This is a genomic window from Acidisoma sp. S159 (assembly GCF_009766125.1).
Lineage (GTDB): Bacteria > Pseudomonadota > Alphaproteobacteria > Acetobacterales > Acetobacteraceae > Acidisoma.
On sequence record NZ_LMUG01000067.1, the window covers coordinates 233,161 to 257,500 of the forward strand.

A 24,340-nucleotide genomic window follows, 5' to 3' on the forward strand; every position below is an offset into this window, starting at 1 on the left:
TCCAGCCGGAAGCGAACATGCCGCTTTATATCAAGGATGACCTGACGGCGGCGCTTGTGGGCGAACTGGCGAAGCGGCGTGGCGTCTCCAAACAGGATGCCGTGAAGGCGGCGGTGCAGGCGGAACTCGACCGGCTTTCTGCGGCTGTCCCGTTGCGGGAACGCCTGGAGGCGTTCTGGGCGGCCAATCCGCTTCCAGCCAAGACGGGGCTACGGGCCGATAAGGCCTTCTTCGACGCGCTGTCCGGCGAGGAATGACGCTCTTCGTTGATGCCTCCGCAATGATTTGCATGATCGCGCGAGAAGCTGAGGCGCGGCGGCTGGTCGAGGTGCTCAGGACGGATCCGGAGCGATTGTGCTCCGCGATGTCGAACTGGGAGACCATGGCGGGGCTGTGCCGTTCCTACGAGCTGCCGCTCTCTGATGCCCAGGTGCTGGTCCAGCGCTTTGTCGATGAGATCGGACTGCGTCTTGTGCCGATCGGACAGCCCGAATGTGATGCGGCTGCCGAGGCCTATCGCCGCTACGGCAAAGGGCGCCATTCGGCGGCCCTGAATATGGGCGATTGCTTCGCCTATGCCTGCGCCAAAGCGAACGAGGCGCGGCTGCTCTACATTGGAGATGATTTCAGCCGGACGGATTTAGGGTGAGACGACGGCCGCTACAGGTGGCAGGCGCCGGTTGAGCTGCCAGAGGACGACGGCAAGCACCAGGACGATGATCCCGGCCGCGAGGACGGTGAGCGGTGTGGCGCCCAGATGCTCAAACCACTGGGTGTAGAAATGGATCGCGCCGAAGACGACGGCGAGGTTGAGCACCCAGCGCCGGTTCGCCCAGCCAGCCCAGAGGGCCGCGCCGAACAAGGCAATAGCCCAGCCGAGCGCGAAAGCGATGGGCGAGATCGTGACGGCGGGATTGTGACCCAGCCAGCTCACGTCATCGCCCCATAGCGAGCCGACCCAGAAGCCGAGATTGGTCAGAAACAGCGAGACCCGCGCGACGGTGGTCGCCAGCCGCTCCCAGTCGTGGGTAAGGCTGCGCGAGACGAGGTGAGCGATCAGGGCCAGGGCCGAGAAGACTAGGACCGTGGCCAGCGGCTGGTTTACTTCGAGGCCGTAATAGGCGGTTTCATAGGCCGTGGCGCCGCCGAGGGCCGCGAATAGCATCAGCACCGTCAGTCCGGCGAGCAGGCTGCTCCGCGCCAGTACGGCCGCAGCGGCGAAGAGGACCGCGACGATCAGATAGGAGGCCGCCAAGCTAAGCGGCGGCTTGCTGACGGGGTCGAAGACGCCTGAGAGCTGGGCGAGGCCCTGCCCGAGCAGAATGATGCCGGCGCCCAGCAGCAACGCGGCGACGAGGATGCAGATATTAGCGAGCACGCTCCATTGCGCGCGGCCCGACAGGATGAGGCCGAGCCCCGCCGTCATGAGAATGGCGCCAAGTATCACGCCGGTCAGGGCATTCGGCACCAGGAGCAGCGCGCCGCCGGTGACCGCGATTACGCCGAAACCGATCAGGGCGTTGATGAGGACCATGCCGGTGTCGCGCCGTCCCAGGCGCGCCAGACGGTCATGCTCCTCGGCGGTGATGGCGCCGTCTCGGAGCAGCTTCGACAGATCGAGCGTGACCTTCATGGCGTTTCTTCAGCCTGGGATGTTCGGGCCAAGGTAGCGCGAAAGGCCGCTACCATCCGGTAAATCGCCGCACCAGCGATATTGCCCCATCGACGAGCGCGGCGGTTTGCTTCCGGCTGGTGCTGGTCTCAGTCCCGGTAGCTGGGCTGCTCCCGGTCGAGTTTGCGGCGCATCGCCTGCCAGACGAGCCAGCCGCCGTCATTATTCTCGACGAACTGCTTGGTCGTGCGTTTCTGCACCGCCTCGGATGGAATCGACAGGGGTGCGCCGGTGCACTGCGCGGCGACCTGGATGCGGCAGGCCTGTTCCAGATAGTACATGCGGTTGAAAGCCTCGGCGACGGTGTGACCAAGTGTCAGCAGGCCGTGGTTGCGCAGGATGACGCAGCTCTTGTCGCTGCCGAGATTCCGCACCAGCCGGTCGCGTTCGCTGAGATTGTCGTCGTCGGCGATGCCTTCGTAGTTGTGCACCACCGTCTGTTCCAGGAACTCCATGCTGATCTGGTTGAGCGGCAGGATGCCGCCGGTCTGCGCGGCCACCGTCATGCCGGCGAGGGTATGGGTGTGCATGACGCAATGAGCATCCGGCCGACCGGCATGGATCGCCGAATGGATCACAAAGCCGGCGGGGTTGACCGGCCAGCGGGTCGGCTGGGCGGGTTCGCCATCGGCATCCACCTCGACCAGCGAGCTGGCGGTGATCTCCTCGAACAGCAGCCCATAGGGATTGACCAGGAAGCGGTTGCCGTCACCCGGCACGCGGACGGAGAGATGGGTATAGACGGTGTCGGACATGCCGAAATGGGCGATGAGCCGATAGGCCGCCGCGAGATCCTCCCGCAACTCACGCTCGCTCGCGATGTGGTCGGCGGCGGGGGCGGCTGGCAGCGACGATGGCAGATGGTTCATGGGGGCTCCTCCTTGTCAGAGCGTGGATGCAGCCTCGATGAATTTGGGATCGCTGTCCACGCGATAGGCATTGACGAGGCGGTTGGTGTTGTTGGCCATGCCGATGACGGCGATGAGCTCCTCGCGCATTTCCTTGGTCATCCCGGCTTTCCGGGCTGCGGCCGTATGGGAGACGGTGCAGTATTCGCAGCCATTGGTGATGGAGACCGCGAGGTAGACGAGTTCCTTGGTAAGTGGGTCGAGCGCACCGGGCGCCATGATTTCCTTGAGGTCTTCCCAGGTGCGTTTCAGCGTCTTGGGGTCGTTCGCGATCATCTTCCAGAAATTGTTGATCCAATCCGTGCCGCGCGTCTGTTTGATGTCGTCGTAAACAGCGCGCACTTCTGGCGAGGCGTCCGCTTCCTCGATATATTTGCCGAGCGGCATTGGTCTATCTCCCATTGTCGGGGAGCAGCTTTGGCTGGGACGGCGGGGTAGGGTCAAGCGGCTGGCGATGTCAGGCGATGGGCTCGTGGCAGACGGCTTCGATGTTGTGGCCGTCGGGGTCGAGTATGAAGGCGCCGTAGTAATTCGGATGGTATTCCGGCCGCAGGCCAGGCGCCCCGTGGTCCCGCCCTCCGGCGGTGAGCGCGGCGTTGTAGAAGTGATCGACGGTGACGCGGTCGGGCGCGGTGAAGGCGATGTGGACCCCGGTATGCACGGCGTCCCGCAACGCGATCCAGAAGGCGGCTTTGCCCGCGACCGCGTAGCCCGCGTAGGCGTCGCCAACGGCATAGGCGCGTGCGATGCCGAGCGGTTCAAGGGCCGCGTCGTAGAAAGCCTGCGACTTGGCGAGATCGGTGACGGGGATGGTGACATGGTCGAGCATGAGTTTCTCCCGTGATGGGGGTTAGTGGAGCATGGGTGTGGTTTGGGTGGAACCGTCGTGCGGGGCGTCATACCGATCCGCGTGGCGTGTCTCCCCACGTCATCCTCGGCCTTCGCCGAGCATGACGGTAGTGACCGTCAATGGATTGATGAATGCGTCGGTCGGCGTTACTTGTCGGATACCGCCGCAATCGCGCTCTTCGTGAGATTCTGTGTGATCTTCGCGTAGTCGTCCCAAGGGTTGGGTTCGCCGACGGCCGCCATCGCTTTCGGCAGGGTCATGACATTGGCGGCTTTGGTCTTCGCCAATTCATCCCAGGAGAGCGGCCAGGCGATTGGGGCGCCTTCGCGGGCGCGCGGGGAATAAGGCGCGATGGCGGTCGAGCCGCGTTCGTTGCGGAAATGGTCGATGAAGAGTTTGCCCTGACGCTTGGCCTTGCTCATCGTGCCGACATATGTGGCGGGCTCATCCGTCACGATACGATCCACCAGCGCGGCCGAGAAGGCTTTCACCACGGGCCATTCGTGTTGCGGACGAATGGGGACGACGACATGGACGCCCTTGCCGCCGGATAGCAGCGGCAGGCTTTGCAGGCCGAGCGCATCCAGCACGTCGCGTAAACGGACGGCGGCGGTTTTCACGCGTTCGAAACCGAAGCCCTCGTCGGGATCGAGATCGAAGACGATACGGTCGGGCTTTTCCAAAACCTTAAGCGCGCTGCCCCAGATATGGAGTTCGATGACGCTCCATTGCGCGCCCGCGATAAGCGCGCGAGGTTCCTCGATATAGAGGTATTCCTCGTTCTGGTGCGTGGTCTTGACGGTCGTGTGCAGCCAGGCGGGATCCATGCCGCGCATCGGATGGCGCTGAAAGAAACGCTCATGCGCGATGCCGTCCGGGCAGCGGACCAGGCTTAGCAATCGGCCTTGCACGAAAGGCATCATGCGCGGGGCGGCGAGAGCCAGGTATTTCGCGAGATCCTGCTTGGTGATGCCGGCATCGGGAAAGAGCAGCTTCTCGGGATGCGTCAGGCGCACGCCGAGATCCTCGGGTTCCGCTGTCATTTTCTGCGTCTTCGCGGTTTTCGGTTTTGGCTTGGCGGGCGCCGAATCGGCCTTCGCCGGCGTCTCGCGGACCACTTCCTCGGCGGGCTTATCGGCGCGCTGGCCGAGATAGTGGCCCTGGCGGATCTGATTGTCGCGGGTCCAGCCGTTGAAGGCGATTTCGACCACGATATCGGGCTTTACCCAGCGCGCCTCGCGGATGATCTCGCGCGGGATCTCGATGGCGGGCGGCGTCTTGATGGCGCTTTTCGCAAAGGCCTCGCCGAGCGTGTTGAGCGTTTCCTCGGAGAAGCCGGAGCCGACGCGGCCGGCGTAGCGTAATTTTTCACCCTCATGGACGCCGAGGATCAGGGAGGAAAAGGGGCGCGCCTTATCCGATGGTCGGAAGCCGAGCACGACGAATTCCTGGCGATGCGCGACCTTGATCTTGAGCCAAGCTTCGCCGCGTCCGGAGCGATAGGGGCGGTCGGCGCGCTTCGCGATGACGCCTTCAAGGCCCTTCTCCCGCGCCATTTCCAGCATGGCGGCGCCATTGCCGTCGATGTGATCGCTATAGACGAGAACGCCTTCTTTTTGCGCCGGTGCGAGAATCTGCTTCAAGCGTTCCTTGCGTTCGAGCAGGGGTTTGCCGCGCCAATCGGTCTTGCCGTCTTGCAACAGGTCGAAGGCGTAGTAGACGAGATTGTGGCGGTCTTCCGTCAGGGAGTTTTGCAACGCGCCGAAATTGCTGCGGCCCTCGGAATCCAGCACGACGATTTCGCCGTCGATCAGCACGCGGTCGAGGTCGAGGGATTTGACGGCGGCGATGATGTTGGGAAATTTCTCGGTCCAGTCGAGACCGGTGCGGGTATAGGCGTGCACGTCATCGCCGCTGGCCGCGAGTTCCGTGCGGTAGCCGTCATACTTGACCTCGAAGAGCCAGCCGTCGCTTTCCGGCACCGCATCGACGAGGCTCGCGAGTTGCGGCTCGACGAAGACCGGGCGTTTGCCGCGCTTGCCCTGTGCCTTGGCGGGTGCTTCGCCGCCCTCCTTGCCGCTGCGCCAGGCGCTGCCGGTGGCGGCGATGGCGTCGAGATCCCGGCCGCTGACGACGCTGTCGGGTTTCTCATCCACCAGGCTACGGGTCTCGTCGGCTTCCTCGTCGCGTTCCTTAATGAGCAGCCAGTTCTCGCGCTTCTCGTCGCTGGCGTGGCGCATCAGGACCAGCGCCCAGCGGCCGCGCATCTTTTGGCCGAAAAGGTTGAAGGCGATCTTGCCCTTTTCGAGTTCGGCATGGGGATCGCCGATCGGCTCCCAGCGGCCGGTATCCCACAGCATGACGGTGCCGGCACCGTAATTGCCTTTCGGGATGATGCCCTCGAAGCCGCCATAGTCGAGCGGATGATCCTCGGTCCGCACCGCGAGGCGTTTATCCTTGGTGTTGAGGCTGGGGCCTTTCGTGACGGCCCAGCTCAGCAGCACGCCATCGAGTTCGAGGCGGAAGTCGTAATGCAGCCGCGTCGCCGCGTGTTTCTGGACGACGAAGATGCCGATGCCGGGCTCGGTCGATTTGGCGCGCTTGGCCGCTGGCTTTTTGCCCTCCGGTTCGGGCGTCTCGTTGAAGCGCCGTTTCGCGTTGTAGGTTTCGAGCGAGCCGCGCGCGGTGGCCATCAGCTTGCCTTGCGCCGGGGTGCCGCTTTGGCTGGGGCGCGTTTGGGCTTCGGCGCGGGATCATTGGCGGGTGCCGCGGCAATCTGCTCGTTTTTCTGGGCGAGGCTGCGCTTGAGCGCGGCCACGAGGTCGATGACCTTGCCACTGCCCTCCGACTTGCCGTCATCCTCATCAACCGCGAGCGGTTTGCCGGTTTTGGCCTTTTCCTCGATGAGGTCGCGGAGGGCCTCGGTGTATTTGTCGTGGAATTTGCTCGCGTCGAATTTCGCGGATTTGCGGGCGATCAACTCCTTGGCGAGATCGAGCAGTTCGGCATCCGCGTCGACATCGCTGATATCCGCGAAGAGCGGGGCGGCGGAGCGCACCTCATCGGTGAAGCGCAAAGTCTCCAGCATGAGACCGTCGCCGCAGGGCTTGAGGGCGGCGACATATTCGCGGCCACGCATGACGAATTGGCCGAGGCCCATTTTGTTGGTGGCCCTGAGCGCGTCTCGGAGGATGCAATAGCCTTCCTCGGCCAGTTCACCGTCCGGCAGAACGTAGTAGGGGCGGTCGAAGTAGATAGGATCGATTTCGCAATGGTCGACGAATTGCACCAGGTCGATGGTCTTGCGGGCTTCGATCTTGACCGAGTCGAGTTCCTCGTCGCTGAGCAGGACATAGTTGCCCTTGGAGATCTCGTAGCCCTTCATGATCCGGTCGGTATCGACGGGGCCTGAGCCGGGGGCGACCTTCTCGTAGCGGATGCGCTTGCCGGATTTCGGGTCGATCTGGTGGAAGGAGAGACGGGCGCCCGTCTTGATGGCGGAGAAGAGCTGCACTGAGACGGTAACGAGGGCCAGCCGGAGCGAGCCTGACCAGACCGGGCGCCCGGCGCCCGGCGGCGTGGTGCTATGGGTCGCTCGGCGGCGCGAGGCGGGTTTGGCCATGCCCTGATCTTTCCCAGATACGAGTCGCATGTGGGAAAGATCGGGCATCCCTCAAGGCATCGGCAAGTTGAGGGCGCGGCGCCGCAGGGCGGAGGTCGTTGGAGGGGCGGGCTGCTAGCCAAGGATGGCGCATGATTGCTGTGGCGACGCGGTGTGGAGACGACCCCCAGAGGTGACAGGGCGGCTCCCGCTGGGCAATATGTCTAGACATATTAGGAGGGGTCCATGGCTCTGGTTTTGACGCCGGGCGCGGTGCCGCTCGCGACGTGGCGGCGGATCTACCGCGAGGGCGCCGAGGGTCTGGCGCTGGCCGAAAGCGCGCGCGGACCGATCGCGGCGAGCGCCGCGGCCGTGGCGGCGATCCTGGCGCGGGGCGAGCCGGTCTATGGCATCAATACCGGCTTCGGGAAGCTCGCCAGCATTCGCATCGAGACGGCGGATCTGGAGCGGCTACAGCGGAACATCGTGTTGTCTCATGCCGCCGGCGTTGGCGCGGCGATGCCGCTGCCCATCGCGCGGCTGATGATGGCGCTGAAGCTTGCGAGCCTCGCGCAAGGGGCGTCTGGCGTGCGCCCGGAGACGGTGGCGCTGCTGGAGGCGATGCTGGCGCGGGATCTGGTTCCGGTCGTGCCCTCGCAGGGCTCGGTCGGGGCTTCGGGGGATCTGGCGCCGCTGGCCCATATGACGGCGGCGATGATTGGCGTGGGCGACATCGTGGTTGCGGGCGAGCGGCGGCCAGCGCTGGCAGCACTGGCGGCGGCGGGGCTCGCGCCGCTCACGCTGGGGCCGAAGGAGGGGCTGGCGCTGCTCAACGGCACCCAGTTCTCCACGGCCTATGCGCTGGCGGCGCTGTTCGAGGGTGAGCTGCTGCTGGGCTCGGCGCTCGTCACCGGGGCACTCTCGACCGATGCGGCGCGGGGGTCAGACACGCCGTTCGATCCGCGTATTCATGCGCTGCGGCGCCATGTCGGGCAGATCGATGTGGCGGATGCGTTGCGGCGCCTCATGGCGGGCAGCGCGATCCGCGAGAGTCATTTCACCGGCGACGAGCGGGTGCAGGACCCTTATTGCCTGCGCTGCCAGCCGCAAGTGATGGGCGCGGCTTTGACCGTGCTGCGGCAGGCGGCGGCGACGCTCGGCACCGAGGCGAACGGGGTTTCCGACAATCCGCTGATCTTCCCGGAGACCGGCGAGGCGCTGTCGGGCGGCAACTTCCATGCCGAGCCTGTGGCTTTCGCGGCCGATATGATCGCGCTGGCGCTGTGCGAGATCGGCTCAATCGCCGAGCGGCGGGTCGCGATGCTGATCGATCCGGCGCTGTCGGGGCTTCCGGCTTTCCTCACGCCGCGACCGGGGTTGAATTCGGGCTTCATGCTGCCGCAGGTGACGGCGGCGGCGCTGGTTTCCGAGAACAAGCAGATGGCCTATCCGGCCAGCGTCGATTCCATTCCGACTTCCGCCAATCAGGAGGATCACGTTTCCATGGCGGCGCATGGCGCGCGGCGGCTGTTGCCGATGGCGGCCAATCTTGGTCATGTGCTGGGCGTGGAGTTGCTGGCGGCGGCGCAGGGCTGCGACTTCCACGCGCCGCTCGCTTCCTCCGGGCCGCTGGAGGCCGTGCGGCGGTTGCTGCGCGCCGAGGTGCCGACCTTGGATGAGGACCGGCATTTCTCGCCGGATATGGAGGCCGCTACGGCGCTTATCCGCAGCGGAGCCGTCATGAAGGCCGTCGGCCTTGCGCTGCCGAGCGTCAAGGCGTGATTGCCGTGACTTCTGTGCCGGTCACAAGACGCGACGACCGAACCTTCATCTGCCCTCGCGGTTACTGGACGGTCAATGCAAAGCGAGTGCATTCCACATGCGCCGCGCGCCCAGCGAATAATTTTAGCGCACGTTGGGTGGAAGAAAAGGGCCACGGGTTGGCCCGTCATTGAAGTAGTTCCGGTAATGCTCTTGTTGCCGCAAATACGTCATGGGCGGTTCTTTCGGCTTGCGCATTCGTTCCAAGGTCTGCCTCCAATGGCGCGTGAAGGTCTGAAGAATACTACCATCTTGCTTAGGCTTTGGCGGGCTTTGGGTAGTTTCGGGGTTGAAGGGTATAGACTCATTGTCGCGTATCGCGGCGCATTTTGATGCGGGCGATGAATCTGCGGGTGGTAGTTGCATCGGAACCTCCTGAAAGCATCAGTATACGGGATCGGTCTGAACTCACGCTTAAGGTGTTATAATGATAACGAAACAAACACGGGTGCGGCGGTTTCTTACGGAGCTCGCTTCATGACACGCTTGGACAACAGCCGTCACATCCGTGCTGCTACCGGCACGACGCTGAGCGCGAAGAGCTGGCTGACGGAAGCGCCGCTGCGGATGCTGATGAACAACCTGGACGCGGCGGTCGCCGAGCGGCCTGAGGAACTGGTGGTCTATGGCGGCATCGGTCGCGCCGCCCGCGACTGGAACAGTTTCGACCGCATCGTGGAGAGCCTGCGGAAATTGGAGAACGACCAGACGCTGCTGGTGCAGTCGGGGAAGCCGGTGGGCGTTTTCACCACACATGCCGACGCGCCGCGCGTGCTGATCGCCAATTCCAACATCGTGCCGGCCTGGGCGAATTGGGCGCATTTCCATGAGCTCGATCGCAAGGGCCTCATGATGTACGGCCAGATGACGGCGGGGTCCTGGATCTACATCGGTACGCAGGGGATTGTTCAGGGCACTTACGAGACCTTCGTCGAGGTTGGGCGCCAGCATTATGGCGGCGATGTCGCGGGGCGGTGGATCCTGACGGGCGGCCTCGGCGGCATGGGTGGCGCGCAGCCGCTTGCCGCCGTGATGGCGGGGTTCTCGTGCCTTGCCGTGGAGTGTCAGGCGACGCGAATCGAGATGCGGCTGCGTACGCGTTACCTCGATGTCCAGGCGAACGATCTGGACGAGGCGCTTGAGATCATCGCGCGCGCCAAGGCTGACGGAAAGCCGGTGTCGGTCGGGCTGCTCGGCAACGCGGCGGAGGTGTTTCCGGAGCTGATGCGGCGGGGCGTGAGGCCGGACGCGGTGACGGACCAGACTTCGGCGCATGACCCGCTGAACGGCTATCTTCCGGCGGGCTGGAGTGTCGCGGAATGGGAGGAGAAGCGGGATCGCGATCCGCAGGCGGTCATCGCGGCCTCGCGCGCCAGCATGGCGACGCATGTGCGGGCGATGCTGGATTTCCATCGCGCAGGCGTGCCGGTGCTGGATTACGGCAACAATATCCGGCAAGTGGCGAAAGATGAAGGCGTCGCCGATGCCTTCGACTTTCCGGGCTTTGTGCCAGCCTATATCCGGCCGCTGTTCTGCCGCGGCATCGGGCCATTCCGCTGGGCAGCGCTCTCTGGCGATCCGGAGGACATTTATCGCACCGACGCAAAGGTTAAGCAGCTGCTGCCGGACAACGCGCATCTTCACCACTGGCTCGACATGGCGCGCGAGAGAATCGCGTTTCAGGGATTGCCCGCGCGGATTTGCTGGGTGGGGCTGGGCGATCGGCACCGGCTAGGTCTTGCCTTCAACGAGATGGTGGCCTCGGGCGAGTTGAAGGCACCGATCGTGATCGGGCGGGACCATCTCGATTCGGGTTCCGTCGCCAGCCCGAACCGCGAGACCGAAGCCATGCGGGACGGCTCGGATGCTGTCTCCGACTGGCCTTTGCTCAATGCGTTGTTGAATTGTGCGTCCGGGGCCACCTGGGTTTCGCTGCATCATGGTGGCGGGGTTGGCATGGGGTATTCGCAGCATGCCGGCATGGTGATCGTCGCGGACGGCACGCCGGATGCGGCACGGCGGCTGGCGCGGGTGCTGTGGAACGACCCGGCGACGGGCGTTATGCGGCATGCGGATGCGGGCTATCCGGAGGCTTTGGATTGCGCGCGGGATAAGGGGCTGGATCTGCCGGGGATCTTAGGGTGAGGGGGAACTAACTCCTTACGGTATTGGCAATGCCTCGCCGCCGTCATCCTCGGCGAAGGCCGAGGATCCACGCCTTACTCGCGGCCCGAAGGTAAGTCGTGGATGCTCGGCTTTCACCAAGCATGACGAGTCGCCGCCATTTGGTATGTGCCGCATGGCGAAGAATCGCCGCGCAATCAGCTGGCTCGGTTCCACCGTATTTCCGCCGTGGAGAGGTGGAGGGATTATGTTCCGCTTCTCCGCCACGCCGCCTCGATAAGGATATCGCCGATGCCGTCGCTACTCGCGCCTTCCGCCCTTCTTCCGTCTGGCTGGGCGGAGGATGTGCGGATCGACATCGCGCCTGACGGCACAATCGCCCAGGTCCGTGCCGATGCGGTTGAGGGTGCCGGCTGGGATGTGGAGCGCGTGGCGGGGCCTGTGGTGGCAGGGATGCCGAACCTGCACTCGCATGCGTTTCAGCGGGCCATGGCGGGTCTCGCCGAACGGAGGCGCGATCCCTCCGACAGTTTCTGGACGTGGCGGGAGACGATGTATCGCGCGGCGCATCGTGTGGGGCCGGAGGATCTCGCTGCGATCGCGGCGATGCTGTTCATCGAGATGCTCAAGGCGGGATACACCACGGTCGGCGAGTTTCATTACCTGCACAACGATACCGACGGCGCGTTGTTCGCCGATCCCGCCGAGATGTCGGTGCGGCTGATCCAGGCGGCGGCCGAGACCGGGATAGGGATGACGCTCTTGCCCGTTCTCTATATGCGCGCGGGGTTTGACGGCGCGCCGCTTGAGCCGGCGCAGCGGCGGTTCGCGATGGATGAGGACCGTATGATGCGATTGCTCGGATCGCTGCGGCGGCATGCGCGGGGAATGGGCGGGCTGCGCATCGGCCTCGCGCCGCATTCGCTGCGGGCGGTGCCGGTGGAGGTCGTGCGGGCCATGACGGCCGCGTTGCCGGATGAGACGCCGATCCACATCCATGTCGCCGAACAGTTGCGCGAGGTTGAGGACTGCCTTGCTAAGACCGGCGCGCGGCCGGTTGAGCTTCTGATGGTGGAGGCACCGGTGGGTCCGTCCTGGTGCCTCATCCATGCCACTCATGTCGAGCAGAGCGAGATTGAGGATATCGCGGCGAGTGGCGCGGTGGTCGGGCTTTGTCCCATCACCGAGGCCAATCTTGGCGATGGTCTGTTTCCGCTCGGGCCATTTCTTGCGGCGGAGGGGCGGTTCGGTATCGGCTCGGACAGCAATATCGCGCTCAATCCGTGGGAGGAGTTGCGGCTGCTGGAATATGGGCAGCGCCTCAGCCAGCGGCGGCGTGGCGTGGGGCTGCCGCCGCGCGCCTCGGGCAGTGTGGGCGCGGGCCTTTACCATGCCGCGGTGGCGGGCGGCGCAGCGGCGCTGGGGCAGCCGGTGGGTGCGCTCGCGCCGGGGTGCCGCGCCGATCTGCTGGTGCTGGATCGCTCGCGCCTGACGCAGCCTGAGGCGGAGGGGGATAACCTGCTCGACTGCGCCGTGTTCGGCGGGAGCGGGCTGCCGGTCCGGGACGTGATGGTGGCTGGTTTGTGGCGGGTGCGCGAAGGACGGCATCCGGCGGAGGAGGGCGTGCGGCCCCGCTTCCTGCAGGCTTTGCGGCACGTCAACCGCTGATGACGATGCGGATTGTCTTGCCGGAGGCGTTCCAGGCGATGCCCTGGCGCAATGGCGGAGGAACCACCTGGGAGATCGCGCGCGGCCGCCTGGGCACCGAATGGGCGACAGATGGCGCGTGGGATTGGCGCCTGAGCCTGGCGGAGATTGCTTCCGACGGGCCTTTCTCGGTTTTCCCCAATATCGACCGGCTGCTGACGGTGCTGTCAGGTGAGGGGCTCGCCCTTAGCCTTGGCGATGCGCCTGCGCGAATCCTGCGGCCCCTGGACGCGATTGCGTTCCCGGGTGAGGTTAGTGCCGTATGCCGTTTGCTCGCCGGGCCGACTCGCGATCTCAATCTCATGGTTGATCGCAGGCTTGCCCGTTACGCGGCGGGACTGACGCGGCCTGGCGAGATGGCACGGCTTGCGCCGGCTAGGGTGGGGCTGGTCGTCGCGCTGGATGGTCCGGTCGAGATCGGTATGGGCGACGCATCGCTCCTAGTGCCGGAGGGTGCCGTGGCGATGGTGGAGGCTGGAGAGGAGAGCATGGTTTTGGGCAGGGCGTTCTGGGCGCGGATCGAGGCAATCAGCGAGGAGCAAGACGGTCCGGAATGTGCCGCGTGAGATTCGTCTGCATCATGCTGCTCGGGTTCGTTCTATCCGCGAGCGTTGGCGGCTGCGCCTCGGCCCATCACCGGCATAGCTCGCACAGCAAGCACACATACCATTCGTCGCACGGTCACACTGGAACGCATCACAGTTACAAGCACACGTATACTGCGCCGAAGCCGCAGTATCCGCCCGGTTCCTACACGCTGCCCGGTGGTCTGCAGTCGGTTTGTACAGGCGGCACGCCGCCGCCCTGCCAGTAGCAGCGCGTCTTATCAAGCCTACGCGGCTGACTATCCCCGCCGCACCAGGTCCCAGAGTTCGAGCACCTTTTCGCGCTGAGCGTCAGTGTCGCCCGCGGTGATGGCGTGCTCTACGCAATGGCTGACGTGGTCGCGAAGAACTTCTTCCTCCACGCGCTTGAGCGCGGCGCGGACGGCGGAGATCTGGGTGACGAGATCGATGCAGTAGCGGTCTTCCTCCATCATGCGGGCGATCCCGCGCACCTGCCCCTCAATGCGGCCGAGGCGCTTCAGGCAAGAGGCTTTCGTATCGCTCTGCATCTTGTGCTTATACCCTGGGAGGGTATATGGGGCAAGATACCCTATGGGGGTATGTCGGAGGCGTCGGATGAGCGGTCATCGGGACCATACGGGTCATGGCGCGAGCGGTTGCCATCACGCGGAGAGGGCGAAGGATCCGGTCTGCGGCATGACGGTCGATCCGGCCGGGGCGAAACACCACACGACGCATGAGGGCGAGACGGTCTTCTTCTGCAGCGCCGGTTGCAGAGCGAAATTCGTCGCCGATCCGGAACATTATTCAGCCGCAAAGGATGCCGCGCCGCCCGTGGTGGCAGATGGCACGGTTTTTACCTGCCCGATGCACCCAGAAATCCGGCGACCGAATTTCGGTAGTTGCCCGATCTGCGGCATGGCGCTGGAGCCTGAAACGGCGACGCAGAATGACGGCCCGAATCCCGAACTCCTCGATATGAAGCGCCGGTTCTGGCTCGGCGTGGTTCTGACGGTTCCGGTTTTTCTATTGGGGATGGGCGGCGATTTGCTCCCGGGCCTGCACAGGCTGGTGTCCGACCGTGTTTCGGTTTGGGTACAGCTCGTTTTCGCAACGCCCGTCGTGTTGTGGGCGGGCTGGCCGTTTCTGGCGCGAGGCTGGGCATCGCTGCGTAGCCGCAACCTCAACATGTTCACGCTCATCGCCATGGGGATCGCGATCGCCTGGGCGTACAGCGTGGTGGCGACCGTCGCGCCGGGGCTGTTTCCGCGTGGCTTCCGGATGGAAGGCGGCAGGGTCGGGGTTTATTTCGAGGCGGCGGCCCTCATCACGGTTCTTGCCCTGCTCGGGCAGGTTCTGGAATTGCGCGCACGCTCCCAAACCTCCGGCGCGCTGCGGGCCTTGCTGGATCTGGCGCCGAAAACTGCCCGTCGTATCCGCGATGATGGCGGGGAGGAGGACGTCGCGATCGACGTCATTGCTGTTGGTGACCTGCTGCGGGTGAGGCCGGGAGAGGCGGTGCCGATCGATGGTGTGGTGACCGAGGGCCGCTCCAGCGTCAGTGAAGCGATGGTGACGGGCGAGCCGGTGCCGGTTCTGAAAGTCGCGGGCGCGCAGGTCATTGGCGGCACGGTCAACCAGACTGGCGGTCTTGTCATCCGGGCCGAGCGGGTTGGGCGCGAGACGATGCTGGCCCGGATCGTGCAGATGGTGGCAGACGCACAGCGGTCGCGCGCGCCGATCCAGCGGTTGGCGGATCGCGTGGCGGGGTGGTTCGTGCCGGTGGTGGTCGCGATCGCGGTGCTCGCCTTCGCCGTTTGGGCGCTGGTGGGACCGGAGCCACGCCTCACCTATGGGCTTGTCGCCGCGGTTTCGGTGCTGGTGATCGCCTGTCCCTGCGCGCTTGGTCTCGCAACACCGATGTCGGTCATGGTGGGTGTGGGCCGTGGGGCGGCGATGGGCGTGCTCATCCGCAATGCCGAGGCGCTGGAGCGGCTGGAGCGCGTCGATACGCTGGTGTTGGACAAGACCGGGACGCTCACGGAGGGGCGGCCGGTGGTGGCGGAGGTCGCCGTGGTGGCGGGCTATGCCGAGGCAGAAGTGCTGAGGCTGGCGGCGGGGGTGGAGCGGGCGTCTGAGCATCCTTTGGCCGCAGCCATAGTGGCGGCGGCGGGGGCGCGCGGGTTGGTGGTGCCGCAGGTTGAGGCGTTTACTTCCGTTACGGGCAAGGGCGCGGCGGGGTTGGTGGATGGTCGGCATATACTGGTCGGCAATGCGGCGTTTCTGAGTGATGCGGGCGTTGATGTCGCGGCGGTTGCCGAGCTCGCCGATGGGCTTCGGCAGGGCGGCGCGACCGTGATCCTGGTCGGTGTGGATGGGGTGGCGGCTGGTGTTGTGGCCATCGCTGATCCAATACGGCAGGGCGCGGTGGAGGTGTTGCGGTCATTGCGGGACGAGGGTTTGCGCATCGTCATGCTGACCGGCGACAGCCGCGTGACGGCGGACGGGGTGGCGCAGCGCTTGGGAATCACCGAGGTCGAGGCGGAGGTCTTGCCGGAACGCAAACGCGATGTCGTGGCGCGGTTGAAGGCCGAGGGTCGGGTTGTGGCAATGGCCGGGGACGGCGTGAACGATGCGCCAGCCTTAGCCTTGGCGGATGTCGGCATCGCGATGGGCGGCGGCACCGACATCGCCATCGAAAGCGCGGGCATCACGCTGTTGCGCGGCGAATTGGCGGGGATTTTGCGCGCGCGGAAGTTGTCGCGGGCAGTCATGTCGAATATCCGGCAAAACCTGATCTTCGCCTTCGTCTACAATGCACTCGGCGTGCCGGTGGCGGCCGGTGTGCTCTATCCGGTTTTCGGACTGTTGCTGTCGCCGGTGATCGCGGCGGCGGCGATGGCATTGTCTTCCGTCAGCGTCATCGGCAATGCGCTGCGGCTACGGGCGCGGGCAATCAGTTAAGTTCGGCACGGCCTTCGAGCCGAACGAGGCTTGGACGGCCGCTCTCGCAGTTTCTTGCTGTGGCGGCTTCTGGTGATTATAACTTCATCGCCGCCTTGAGACGGTAGCCGGCGAAGCGATGGTGGTCGCCGTCTGGGATCTTTTCGAAGTCATGCCGGATGTTATTGGCCCAGAGCGGTTTCAAACCTTGAGGGCGTTTGTGGTCGATATCCGGAGTGAACACCGCTGCGGCGAAATTGGCAGACGCCTCGCCACCGTGTTCGGTAATGAGGCGGTGCACGGGCCCGACGTGAAACGCACCCATCCCCGCCAGCGCGTTGCGGCCCGAGCGCTGAGCGTCAACGATATCCCTGGCGAAGTCTTCGTTCATGGCCTTCTCATCGGAGCCGTAGCGACCTCGCCTGAATTTTATCTCTATCCCCAGGTCTTCCGCGATTGCGGGCGGCAAGACCATGGCCGCCCAGTCGGCGTCGTGTTTCGAAATTGACCGAAGATATTGCGCCATGCCGCCAGCGCGTTTCATCTTCTGCAGCGCCTGTCGACCATCATGCAAACCGACGGCGCGATCTCCTTTGAGTATTCCGAGAGATATACGGGCTTGGAAAGTTTGGACAGCTGCTTGAGCGCTTCGTGGTAGAGCGACAGCAGCGCCGGCTGGCCGTGGACTTCGCCAATCACCAGGGTTCGCGGCTGGCCGGGCTTGGCGGTTGCCCTGCGGAAAAGATCCTCGACGACTTGGCAGCTCTGACTCAGATCGAAAAGCGGGAACGAGCGCACCAGCGCATTGGCTTTCGGGTTGAAGGGTATCTCGCGAAAATTGTCCTTCAGCTCGTGCCATTTCGATCTTATCGGCGCGAAAATGCCTTTCTTCAGAAGCGCACCATCGCGGGCGCGGCTCCAGGCTGCTGAATCGGCTGCGCTCGTGGTTTGCCGCGCCCCAGCCGCGTCGGACTCCGCGCGAGCGTCGTTAACATTGGTCGGCATTCCGCTCTCCGGCGTGGCTGTGGCGCGTGGGATATAGATCGAGTTCGAACCCTTTAATTTTCGACGGGATCGCGGCGCTATTTCAGACGTCCAGCGCTTCCACTGTGATGGCTTGGGCGCGTTCCTGGATGAATTGGAAGCGTAGTTCCGGCCTGCGGCCCATGAGGTTTTCGACCATGGCGTTGGTGGCGGCGCGGTTCTCCGGCAGGGCCACGACCTTGAGCAAGGTGCGGCGCTTCGGATCCATGGTGGTTTCCTTGAGCGCCGAAGGTGGCATCTCACCCAGCCCCTTGAAGCGGCTGACCTCGACCTTGGAGCCTGCCTTGAACTGCGATTTCGTCAGCCGCTCACGCCCTGCGTCATCCATGGCGTAGACCGATTTGGCGCCCTGCGTCAGGCGGTACAGCGGTGGCTGGGCCAGGTAGAGGTGGCCGAGGCGCACCAGCTCGGGCAGTTCGCGGTAGAAGAAAGTCATCAGCAGGCTCGCAATATGCGCGCCGTCCACATCCGCGTCGGTCATGATGATGATACGGCCGTAGCGCAGGCGCTTGATGTCGAAGCGCTCGCCGACGCCGCAGCCCAGCGCCTCGATGAGATCCTTGAGTTCCTGATTCTGCCGCAGCTTCTCAGTCGACGCGCTGGCGACGTTGAGGATTTTGCCGCGCAAAGGAAGGATCGCCTGGGTGTCGCGGTTGCGCGCCTGTTTGGCGGAGCCACCGGCACTGTCGCCCTCGACCAGGAAGATTTCGGTCTCGGCCGCGTTCTCGCGCGTGCAGTCCGCCAGCTTGCCGGGAAGGCGCAGGCGGCGAGTGGCGGATTTTCGCGGCGTGTCCTTCTCGTCACGTCTGCGGATGCGTTCCTCGGCGCGTTCGATGGCGAAGGAGAGGAGGTTGTCGGCCTGACTGGGGTCGCCCGCGAGAAAATGGTCGAAGCGGTCGCGCATGGCGGTTTCCACCAGCTTGGTGGCATCGCCGTTGGTGAGTTTCTCTTTCGTCTGGCCCTGGAACTGCGGCTCCCGCAGGAACACCGAGAGCTTGGCGGCGAGGGGAGTCAGCACGTCCTCGGCGGTGAGTTGGGCGGCGCGGCGGTTGCCGCGATGTTCGCCCCAGCCGCGCAGCCCCTTCAGCAGCGCGGCACGGAGCCCCGCCTCATGGGTGCCGCCGAGCGGGGTCGGCACAGTGTTGCAGTAACTGTTGAGGAAGCCGCCGGAGGTTTCCAGCCAGGCGCAGGCCCATTCGACGCGGCCGCCCTGGTTGGGGAAATCGGCCTCGCCGGCCCATGGCTGCGACAGCACGCGGCCGGAGTCGCCGAGATCCTCCTCCAGACTGTCGCGCAGGCCGCCAGGGAAGTGCAGGACCGCCTCGGCGGGCACGCCCTCGACGCCCGCGAGGAGTGCCGGATCGCAGCTCCAACGGATTTCGACGCCGCGGAACAGATAGGCCTTGGAGCGGCAGAGCCGGTAGAGCCGGGCGGGGCCGAAGGCCAGGGTCTTGCCGAAGATCGCGGGGTCCGGACGGAAACGAATCGTGGTGCCGCGGCGGTTCTGAATAGGACCCGAGTCGAGCAGCTTGGAGAGCGGCTTGCCCTGGCTGTAGCTCTGTTTCCAGAGCCGCTTCTCCCGCGCGACCTCGACCTCAAACAGGTCGGAGAGCGCGTTGACGACGGAGCTGCCGACGCCATGCAGGCCGCCCGAGGTCGCATAAGCCTTGCCGCCGAATTTGCCACCGGAATGGAGCGTGGTGAGGATCACCTCCAGCGCGCTTTTGGACTTGAACTTGGGGTGAGGATCGATCGGGATCCCGCGGCCATTGTCGCGCACCGTCAACAGGTTGCCGGCAGCCAGTGACATCTCGATGAAGCTCGCATGCCCGGCCACGGCCTCGTCCATGGAGTTATCGAGGATCTCGGCGGCGAGGTGGTGCAAGGCGTTTTCGTCGGTGCCGCCGATATACATGCCGGGACGGCGGCGGACAGGCTCCAGCCCTTCCAGAACCTCGATGTCCTTGGCGGAATAGGCGGATTCGTTGCTGCCCGGGGTGAAGAGGTCGTTCATGTCTTGTTCCGGTTCATGCCGCGCACGATAGGCGTGGCTTGGCTTGCGCCGCAAGGCCGGGACGAGGGGCATACCGGGGCCTTGGGGCGCTGTCGCGGAGAAGCGCGAAGGGCACATCGCGCAGAGGAGCGATGAGGCCGCGTGGCTGTTCCGGGGAGCCGCCGCCATCTACTAATCAGGGGTGGGGGCGGAACGGCGGCATGGGTGAAATACCGGAAGAGGCTATCGCGGTCCCGGCGCAGCGGGGGCGGCTGGTTATTGCCGCGATGCTGGTCTCCACCTTCATGGCGGCGGTCGAGGTCACCGTCATCAGCACCGCGATGCCCACCATCGTGGCGCGGCTCGGCGGCTTCAGCCTGTTTTCCTGGGCCTTCGGCGTCTACCTGCTGGCTCAGGCGATAACGACGCCGCTGTACGGGCGGCTCGCGGATAGCTACGGTCGTCGGTCGGTCTATCTCGGCTGCGCGGCCCTGTTCCTGGTGGGCTCGCTGCTATGCGGATGCGCCTGGAGCATGGGCTCGCTGATCGCTTTCCGCGCCATCCAGGGGATCGGCGGCGGCGGGCTGGTGCCGATGGCGACGACCATCATCGGCGACGTGGCGGCTCCGGCGGATCGGCCACGCATGATGGGCTATGTCAGCGGCATCTGGGGCATCGCGGCCGTCATCGGGCCGCTGCTTGGCGCCTTCTTCGTCGGCACGCTGGGTTGGCCCTTCGTCTTCTGGGTCAATATTCCGATCGGGCTGATCACCATGGCGATGGTGATCCGCTTCCTGCACGAGCCTCGCGCGGTGAGCCGGCCGGCGGCGATCGACTTGCCCGCCGCGTTGTTGCTGATGATCGGTATCGGCGCAGTGATGGGCACTCTGGTGCAGTTGCATGGCCTGTCCTGGCGCAGCGTCGGACTGCTGCTGGGGATCGGCGTCGTGGCGCTGCTGGGCTTCGCCTGGCGGGAGCGGGCGGTGCGCGTGCCTCTGCTGCCACTCCATCTGTGGCGGCGGCCGCTCATCCTGGCGGCGAATAGCTCAGCGATTTTATGCGGCGCCATCCTGATCGGCTTTACCGCCTTTCTGCCGACCTGGACGCAGGGGGTCGCGGGCGACAGCGCCCTGGTCTCCGGCATTGCGCTTGCGGTCATGACCGTGAGCTGGACGGGCGCCAGCATGAGCATGGGGCGCTTCCTGGGCCGCTTCCCCTACCGCCGCGTGGCGACGGTGGCGGCGATTCTGCTCCTGCTCGGCAGCCTCGCCTTCCTGGAATTGCGGCCTGGCCCGGTGGACTGGCGATGGATGAGTGTCGCCTGCGTGCTGACGGGCGTCGGGCTTGGCGTGACCAGCCTCGTCTTCACGGTGGCGGTGCAGTCGAGCGTGGTCTGGGAGGATCGCGGGCGCGCGACAGCGCTGTTCTACTTCAGCCGCCTCATGGGCCAGGCTTTGGGCGCGGCGGCTTTCGGTGGTGTCGTCAATGCCGGGCTGTCGGCAGCGGGCGTGCATGATGCGGCGCGTGATCTGGTCGATCCCGTGCTGCGGGGTGCCCTGGCGCCCGCGACGCTTGAGCGGATCGCAGGGCTGCTGGCGGGCGCGCTGCACAACGTATTCCTACTCGGGGTGATCCTCGCGCTCGGCGCGCTGGTGTCCGCTGTTCTGGTGCCAAGGGCGGCTCGGCTGCCGAGTTAGGCCCGCGGCGAGCTACTCGTCTGGCCGATGGATGTCGTGGCTGACGATGGCGGTTTCGGGGCCGGGGATCTTCAGCCAGTCCTTTCGCTCCAGAGTCAGGCGGGTGTCGCGCCGGCCGCTCTCCCAGTGGTCATTCATGGAGCGCCGGCTGAATTCATAGTCCTGTGAATCTCCCTCGTAAGCTGCCTGCTGGTAGATCAGTTGCAGGATGCTGACCTCCGGCAGTTCGCGCAGGGCTTCAAGCTGGAGGCGGTCTTCCTCCGTGCGCTGGTCTGCTGGCAGGCGTTCGAGCAACTGACGGATACGGCTCCTCAGCGTGTATTGCGACTTGAAAGCGTCGGTCACCATGCGGGTGCGGCTGGAATATTGGATCTCCTTTTGCCGCGCCGAAACCTCCTGGATATCGCGTGGCAGACGACCGCTTGCGCTGAACAGATCAACTTGGAAAACGAGCGCATCGGCGCCCTCGATCGTCGTGAGAACATGCGAGAGCGGTGTGTTGGAAACGGTGCCACCGTCCCAGAAATAGTCTGTGCCCACCTGGACCATTGGAAAACCAGGCGGCAGGGCTGCACTCGCCATGATGTGCTCCGGCAGAATGCGCGTCGAGCGATTGTCGAAGAAGGCGAAATTACCGCTGGCGACATTCACGGCGCTGACGGCAAAGCGGATCGGGCCGTCATTGAGCAGATCGAAATCCACGAAGTGCAGCAGCGTCTCGCGTAGTGGCGATGTGTCGTAGTAGGCGGTCGCCTGTTTCGAGCCGCGCGGACTGAGCCACGGTCCCGGCAGGTTCGGCTTGAAGAAGCCGGGCTGGCCAAACAGGATGCTGCCTGCCGCCGAGACATTGATGGCAATCCGGTGTGCCGTATCGCCGTCCAGAACCGGCCATTCCACGCGCCGCGCGGTGATGAGCTCCCAGAAGCTGCGGAGACGTTCGAGGCGCCGCTCGGGTGGATTGCCCGCGATGATGGCGCCGTTAATGGCGCCGATCGACACCGCCGCGATCCAATCCGGGACGATGCCGCCAGCCTCCAGCGCCTGGAAAACGCCGCCCTGATAGGCACCGAGCGCGCCGCCACCCTGCAGAACCAAGGCGACGCGGTCACGGCGGGGGCCTCGGGCATCCCTGCCGGAGTCGACGGTGGGCGCTGGGCGAGGCGGGACGGTATCCATGAGTGCTTCTCCGGGGGGCGCAGCGGTCGACGCGGAAAGATCACTGGACAGAAGGGCCGCGCTGTTCAAGTTTTACTTCCGAGACGCCTTAAGGGGCCGGAAGCGGCGCCGGCGCATAAAAAGGACCGTTGTGTGAATCGAGACGATGTTCTTGGCATGACCTCCATGCCCTTCGCGAGTCCGAGTTATCCAAAAGGCCCCTATCGTTTCTTCGACCGAGAATATCTCCTCATCCATTACGAGAGCGATCCTGAGGCGATCCGTCGGCTGTTGCCGGAGCCGCTGGAACCGGACGGCAATCATGTTTTCTACGAATGGATGAAGATGCCGGATTCCACCGGCTTCGGCAGCTATCAGGAAAGTGGCGCGGGTATTTGCGCCAAGTTCAAGGGCGAGCCGTGCAATTTTACGGTTCAGATGTATTTGGACGACGAGCCTCCGACCACGGCTGGCCGCGAGATCTGGGGTTTTCCGAAGAAATATGGTCTGCCCGAACTTCGCCCGATCCATGACACGCTGACCGGCACATTGCATTACGACGAGATCCGCATTGCCATGGGCACCATGTGCTACAAGGAATACAACCTTGTGCGTGAACAAGCGGATCATGACCGTATGATCAGCCAACTCAGCAAACTCGGCGTCAATCTGAAGTTCATCCCGGATGTCGATGGCAGCGCGAAAGTCGCGCAGCTCGTCGGCTACAATATGAATGATGTGAGCTTGAAGTTTGCCTTTGGTGGCGAGGCGAGGCTCGAGCTTGTCCCGCATGTCAATGCGCGGGTCGCCGATCTGCCGGTGCGCAGGATACTCCATGGGCAGCATATCAAGGCCGATCTCACGCTGCCCTATGGCCGCGTGTTGCATGATTTTCTGGCGTGAGGGATGGTCGGCGCGTCGCTAATCTCTGAAGGCGCGACGCGTGGTTTCTGAAGGAATACGCCCATGGCTTCATTGAAGGGGCGCGTGGCGCTCGTCACAGGATCGACCAGCGGCATCGGGCTCGGCATCGCGCGCTCGCTCGCCGCCGAGGGCGCCGATATCATGATGAACGGCTTCGCGTCGCAAGCCGATATCGACCGCGAACGGGCAGCGATCGAGAATGATTTTGGCGTGCGCGCCGGCTATTCCGGTGCCGATCTCAGCAAGCCAGCGGCGGTGCGGCAGATGGTGGCTGATACCATCGCGGCTTTGGGCGAAGTCGATATCCTAGTCAATAATGCCGGCATCCAGTTCGTCGCCGAAATCGTCGATTTTCCCGAGGAGAAATGGGATGCGATCATAGCGATCAACCTCTCCGCCGCTTTCCACGGAATCAAGGCGGCGGCGCCCGGCATGAAAACGCGTGGCTGGGGCCGGATCATAAACACCGCCTCAGCGCATGGGCTGGTGGGCAGCGGACAGAAATCGGCTTATGTCGCGGCAAAGCACGCCATCCTTGGTTTGACCAAAGTCGCTGGGATCGAACTCGCCAATACCGGCGTCACGGTCAATGCAATTTGCCCCGGCTGGGTGCTGACACCGCTGGTTGAGAAGCAGTTGCAGGATCGCGCGGCTAAAAGCGGCAAGTCGGTCGAGCAGGAGAAGCTCGAACTGGTGAGCGAGAAGCAGCCGATGCACGAATTCACGACGCCGGAGCAGATCGGGGCCTTGGCGGTCTTCCTGTGCTCGGATGCCGCCAAGACGATCACCGGCGCACCGATCTCGATCGACGGCGGATGGGTGGCCGAATAGCCTGGTGCCCTTATCTGATGGCAGCCAGACGGAGGTCCATCATGCCCGAAGCTGATCGTCGCGCCCTATGACCGTGCTCGTGACGGGGGCCGCGGGCTTCGTCGGCTACCACACCACGCTAGCACTTCTTGCCCGAGGTGAGCAGGTGGTGGGGGTCGATGACCTCAACACCTATTACGAGGTGCGGCTGAAGGAGGATCGGCTGGCGAGGCTGGCAGCCGAGCCCGGCTTTTCCTTTACCCAGCTTAGCATCGCCGATCGGGAAGCAGTGACCGGGCTGATGGCGCGGGAGCCCGGGATCGACCGCATCGTTCATCTGGCGGCCCAGGCCGGGGTGCGATTCTCAATGATCGACCCCTATGCCTACGTCACAGCGAATCTGATGGGCCAGGTGGTGATGGTAGAGGCGGCGCGGCATCTCAAAGGGCTGCGGCATTTCGTCTATGCCAGTTCTTCTTCGGTCTATGGCGGCAATACCAAGATGCCCTTCGCCGAGAGCGATCC

The 24,340-nt window shown here is 64.6% G+C and carries 22 protein-coding genes (1 of these 22 cut by a window edge); 11 read left to right on the top strand and 11 right to left on the bottom strand.

The genetic code is table 11. From position 1 onward, the window contains the following. Window positions 1-17: 17 nt before the first annotated feature. On the top strand, window positions 18-257 hold the full coding sequence (locus tag GSQ92_RS23800) for a type II toxin-antitoxin system VapB family antitoxin (protein WP_158805079.1): 240 nt from the start codon (window positions 18-20) through the stop codon (window positions 255-257). Beyond that, window positions 254-649 (top strand): type II toxin-antitoxin system VapC family toxin, encoded by a 396-nt coding sequence (locus GSQ92_RS23805; RefSeq protein ID WP_158805080.1) that lies wholly within the window; start codon window positions 254-256, stop codon window positions 647-649. Before GSQ92_RS23800 ends, GSQ92_RS23805 begins: the two co-directional genes overlap by 4 nt. Here GSQ92_RS23805 and GSQ92_RS23810 read toward each other — a convergent pair. From GSQ92_RS23810 to GSQ92_RS23835, 6 genes are all read right to left on the bottom strand, one after another. Further along, on the bottom strand, window positions 641-1,633 hold the full coding sequence (locus tag GSQ92_RS23810) for a hypothetical protein (protein WP_158805081.1): 993 nt from the start codon (window positions 1,631-1,633) through the stop codon (window positions 641-643). The genes GSQ92_RS23805 and GSQ92_RS23810 overlap by 9 nt on opposite strands. A gap of 128 nt (window positions 1,634-1,761) precedes the next feature. Continuing rightward, complete coding sequence (locus GSQ92_RS23815) at window positions 1,762-2,541, bottom strand: class II aldolase/adducin family protein (protein ID WP_158805082.1); 780 nt, start codon at window positions 2,539-2,541, stop codon at window positions 1,762-1,764. A 15-nt stretch (window positions 2,542-2,556) separates the two neighbouring features. Next, on the bottom strand, window positions 2,557-2,967 hold the full coding sequence (locus GSQ92_RS23820; protein ID WP_158805083.1) for a carboxymuconolactone decarboxylase family protein: 411 nt from the start codon (window positions 2,965-2,967) through the stop codon (window positions 2,557-2,559). A gap of 70 nt (window positions 2,968-3,037) precedes the next feature. Then, window positions 3,038-3,409, bottom strand: a complete 372-nt coding sequence (locus GSQ92_RS23825; protein ID WP_158805084.1) for a VOC family protein — start codon at window positions 3,407-3,409, stop codon at window positions 3,038-3,040. Between the two features lie 167 nt (window positions 3,410-3,576). Beyond that, window positions 3,577-6,123, bottom strand: a complete 2,547-nt coding sequence (gene ligD / locus GSQ92_RS23830) for a DNA ligase D (RefSeq protein WP_158805085.1) — start codon at window positions 6,121-6,123, stop codon at window positions 3,577-3,579. Beyond that, entirely contained in the window at window positions 6,123-7,052 is a 930-nt protein-coding gene (locus GSQ92_RS23835) for a Ku protein (RefSeq protein ID WP_158805086.1), read from the bottom strand. The genes ligD and GSQ92_RS23835 overlap by 1 nt, the downstream gene beginning before the upstream one ends. 225 nt (window positions 7,053-7,277) lie before the next feature. On the opposite strand from GSQ92_RS23835, the gene hutH reads away from it, so the two are divergent. From hutH to GSQ92_RS23855, 4 genes are all read left to right on the top strand, one after another. After that, the gene (hutH, locus tag GSQ92_RS23840) at window positions 7,278-8,813 is read left to right on the top strand and encodes a histidine ammonia-lyase (protein ID WP_158805087.1); all 1,536 of its coding nucleotides are present in this window, start codon (window positions 7,278-7,280) and stop codon (window positions 8,811-8,813) included. Between the two features lie 516 nt (window positions 8,814-9,329). Then, window positions 9,330-10,997, top strand: a complete 1,668-nt coding sequence (hutU, locus tag GSQ92_RS23845; RefSeq protein WP_158805088.1) for a urocanate hydratase — start codon at window positions 9,330-9,332, stop codon at window positions 10,995-10,997. 270 nt (window positions 10,998-11,267) lie between these two features. After that, window positions 11,268-12,644 (top strand): formimidoylglutamate deiminase, encoded by a 1,377-nt coding sequence (locus tag GSQ92_RS23850; RefSeq protein WP_158805089.1) that lies wholly within the window; start codon window positions 11,268-11,270, stop codon window positions 12,642-12,644. Further along, window positions 12,644-13,249, top strand: coding sequence for a HutD family protein (locus tag GSQ92_RS23855; RefSeq protein ID WP_158805090.1), 606 nt, complete (start codon window positions 12,644-12,646; stop codon window positions 13,247-13,249). The genes GSQ92_RS23850 and GSQ92_RS23855 overlap by 1 nt, the downstream gene beginning before the upstream one ends. 278 nt (window positions 13,250-13,527) lie before the next feature. Here GSQ92_RS23855 and GSQ92_RS23860 read toward each other — a convergent pair whose 3' ends face one another. Continuing rightward, entirely contained in the window at window positions 13,528-13,797 is a 270-nt protein-coding gene (locus GSQ92_RS23860) for a metal-sensitive transcriptional regulator (RefSeq protein WP_158805091.1), read from the bottom strand. A gap of 67 nt (window positions 13,798-13,864) precedes the next feature. Here GSQ92_RS23860 and GSQ92_RS23865 point away from each other — a divergent pair, with 67 nt between their 5' ends. Beyond that, window positions 13,865-16,213, top strand: coding sequence for a heavy metal translocating P-type ATPase (locus tag GSQ92_RS23865; protein WP_158805092.1), 2,349 nt, complete (start codon window positions 13,865-13,867; stop codon window positions 16,211-16,213). A gap of 76 nt (window positions 16,214-16,289) precedes the next feature. On the opposite strand, the gene GSQ92_RS23870 is transcribed toward GSQ92_RS23865, so the two are convergent. The 3 genes from GSQ92_RS23870 to parE all read right to left on the bottom strand — a co-directional run bounded on the left by GSQ92_RS23870 (window position 16,290) and on the right by parE (window position 19,250). Next, entirely contained in the window at window positions 16,290-16,736 is a 447-nt protein-coding gene (locus GSQ92_RS23870; protein WP_158805093.1) for a hypothetical protein, read from the bottom strand. Then, the gene (locus GSQ92_RS23875) at window positions 16,733-17,197 is read right to left on the bottom strand and encodes a hypothetical protein (protein WP_158805094.1); all 465 of its coding nucleotides are present in this window, start codon (window positions 17,195-17,197) and stop codon (window positions 16,733-16,735) included. Before GSQ92_RS23875 ends, GSQ92_RS23870 begins: the two co-directional genes overlap by 4 nt. Before the next feature lie 82 nt (window positions 17,198-17,279). Beyond that, window positions 17,280-19,250, bottom strand: coding sequence for a DNA topoisomerase IV subunit B (parE, locus tag GSQ92_RS23880; RefSeq protein WP_158805095.1), 1,971 nt, complete (start codon window positions 19,248-19,250; stop codon window positions 17,280-17,282). Window positions 19,251-19,450: 200 nt separating this feature from the next. On the opposite strand from parE, the gene GSQ92_RS23885 reads away from it, so the two are divergent. Next, the gene (locus GSQ92_RS23885; RefSeq protein ID WP_158805096.1) at window positions 19,451-20,926 is read left to right on the top strand and encodes an MFS transporter; all 1,476 of its coding nucleotides are present in this window, start codon (window positions 19,451-19,453) and stop codon (window positions 20,924-20,926) included. A 12-nt stretch (window positions 20,927-20,938) separates the two neighbouring features. On the opposite strand, the gene GSQ92_RS23890 is transcribed toward GSQ92_RS23885, so the two are convergent. Continuing rightward, on the bottom strand, window positions 20,939-22,102 hold the full coding sequence (locus GSQ92_RS23890) for a patatin-like phospholipase family protein (RefSeq protein WP_158805097.1): 1,164 nt from the start codon (window positions 22,100-22,102) through the stop codon (window positions 20,939-20,941). 156 nt (window positions 22,103-22,258) lie between these two features. Between GSQ92_RS23890 and GSQ92_RS23895 the strand changes: the two genes are divergently transcribed. The 3 genes from GSQ92_RS23895 to GSQ92_RS23905 all read left to right on the top strand — a co-directional run. Continuing rightward, a complete protein-coding gene (locus tag GSQ92_RS23895) occupies window positions 22,259-22,984 on the top strand; it encodes an acetoacetate decarboxylase (protein WP_254065842.1) in 726 nt (241 codons plus the stop codon). 63 nt (window positions 22,985-23,047) lie between these two features. Continuing rightward, entirely contained in the window at window positions 23,048-23,836 is a 789-nt protein-coding gene (locus tag GSQ92_RS23900; protein ID WP_158805099.1) for a 3-hydroxybutyrate dehydrogenase, read from the top strand. A 67-nt stretch (window positions 23,837-23,903) separates the two neighbouring features. Then, window positions 23,904-24,340: the start of an NAD-dependent epimerase/dehydratase family protein gene (locus GSQ92_RS23905; RefSeq protein ID WP_158805100.1), read on the top strand. It continues 547 nt past the right edge of the window; only the first 437 of its 984 coding nucleotides appear in the window; the start codon lies at window positions 23,904-23,906; the stop codon falls past the right edge of the window.

Coding starts and splice junctions, on each gene's coding strand:
- GSQ92_RS23890 (WP_158805097.1), bottom strand. CDS start 22,102: ATGGATACCGTCCCGCCTCGCCCAGCGCCCACCGTCGACTCCGGCAGG.
- GSQ92_RS23820 (WP_158805083.1), bottom strand. CDS start 2,967: ATGCCGCTCGGCAAATATATCGAGGAAGCGGACGCCTCGCCAGAAGTG.
- GSQ92_RS23800 (WP_158805079.1), top strand. CDS start 18: ATGCCGCTTTATATCAAGGATGACCTGACGGCGGCGCTTGTGGGCGAA.
- parE (WP_158805095.1), bottom strand. CDS start 19,250: ATGAACGACCTCTTCACCCCGGGCAGCAACGAATCCGCCTATTCCGCC.
- GSQ92_RS23900 (WP_158805099.1), top strand. CDS start 23,048: ATGGCTTCATTGAAGGGGCGCGTGGCGCTCGTCACAGGATCGACCAGC.
- GSQ92_RS23835 (WP_158805086.1), bottom strand. CDS start 7,052: ATGGCCAAACCCGCCTCGCGCCGCCGAGCGACCCATAGCACCACGCCG.
- GSQ92_RS23815 (WP_158805082.1), bottom strand. CDS start 2,541: ATGAACCATCTGCCATCGTCGCTGCCAGCCGCCCCCGCCGCCGACCAC.
- GSQ92_RS23855 (WP_158805090.1), top strand. CDS start 12,644: ATGACGATGCGGATTGTCTTGCCGGAGGCGTTCCAGGCGATGCCCTGG.
- GSQ92_RS23850 (WP_158805089.1), top strand. CDS start 11,268: ATGCCGTCGCTACTCGCGCCTTCCGCCCTTCTTCCGTCTGGCTGGGCG.
- GSQ92_RS23895 (WP_254065842.1), top strand. CDS start 22,259: ATGACCTCCATGCCCTTCGCGAGTCCGAGTTATCCAAAAGGCCCCTAT.
- GSQ92_RS23870 (WP_158805093.1), bottom strand. CDS start 16,736: ATGAAACGCGCTGGCGGCATGGCGCAATATCTTCGGTCAATTTCGAAA.
- GSQ92_RS23865 (WP_158805092.1), top strand. CDS start 13,865: ATGAGCGGTCATCGGGACCATACGGGTCATGGCGCGAGCGGTTGCCAT.
- ligD (WP_158805085.1), bottom strand. CDS start 6,123: ATGGCCACCGCGCGCGGCTCGCTCGAAACCTACAACGCGAAACGGCGC.
- GSQ92_RS23860 (WP_158805091.1), bottom strand. CDS start 13,797: ATGCAGAGCGATACGAAAGCCTCTTGCCTGAAGCGCCTCGGCCGCATT.
- GSQ92_RS23825 (WP_158805084.1), bottom strand. CDS start 3,409: ATGCTCGACCATGTCACCATCCCCGTCACCGATCTCGCCAAGTCGCAG.
- GSQ92_RS23885 (WP_158805096.1), top strand. CDS start 19,451: ATGGGTGAAATACCGGAAGAGGCTATCGCGGTCCCGGCGCAGCGGGGG.
- GSQ92_RS23810 (WP_158805081.1), bottom strand. CDS start 1,633: ATGAAGGTCACGCTCGATCTGTCGAAGCTGCTCCGAGACGGCGCCATC.
- GSQ92_RS23875 (WP_158805094.1), bottom strand. CDS start 17,197: ATGCCGACCAATGTTAACGACGCTCGCGCGGAGTCCGACGCGGCTGGG.
- hutU (WP_158805088.1), top strand. CDS start 9,330: ATGACACGCTTGGACAACAGCCGTCACATCCGTGCTGCTACCGGCACG.
- GSQ92_RS23805 (WP_158805080.1), top strand. CDS start 254: ATGACGCTCTTCGTTGATGCCTCCGCAATGATTTGCATGATCGCGCGA.
- hutH (WP_158805087.1), top strand. CDS start 7,278: ATGGCTCTGGTTTTGACGCCGGGCGCGGTGCCGCTCGCGACGTGGCGG.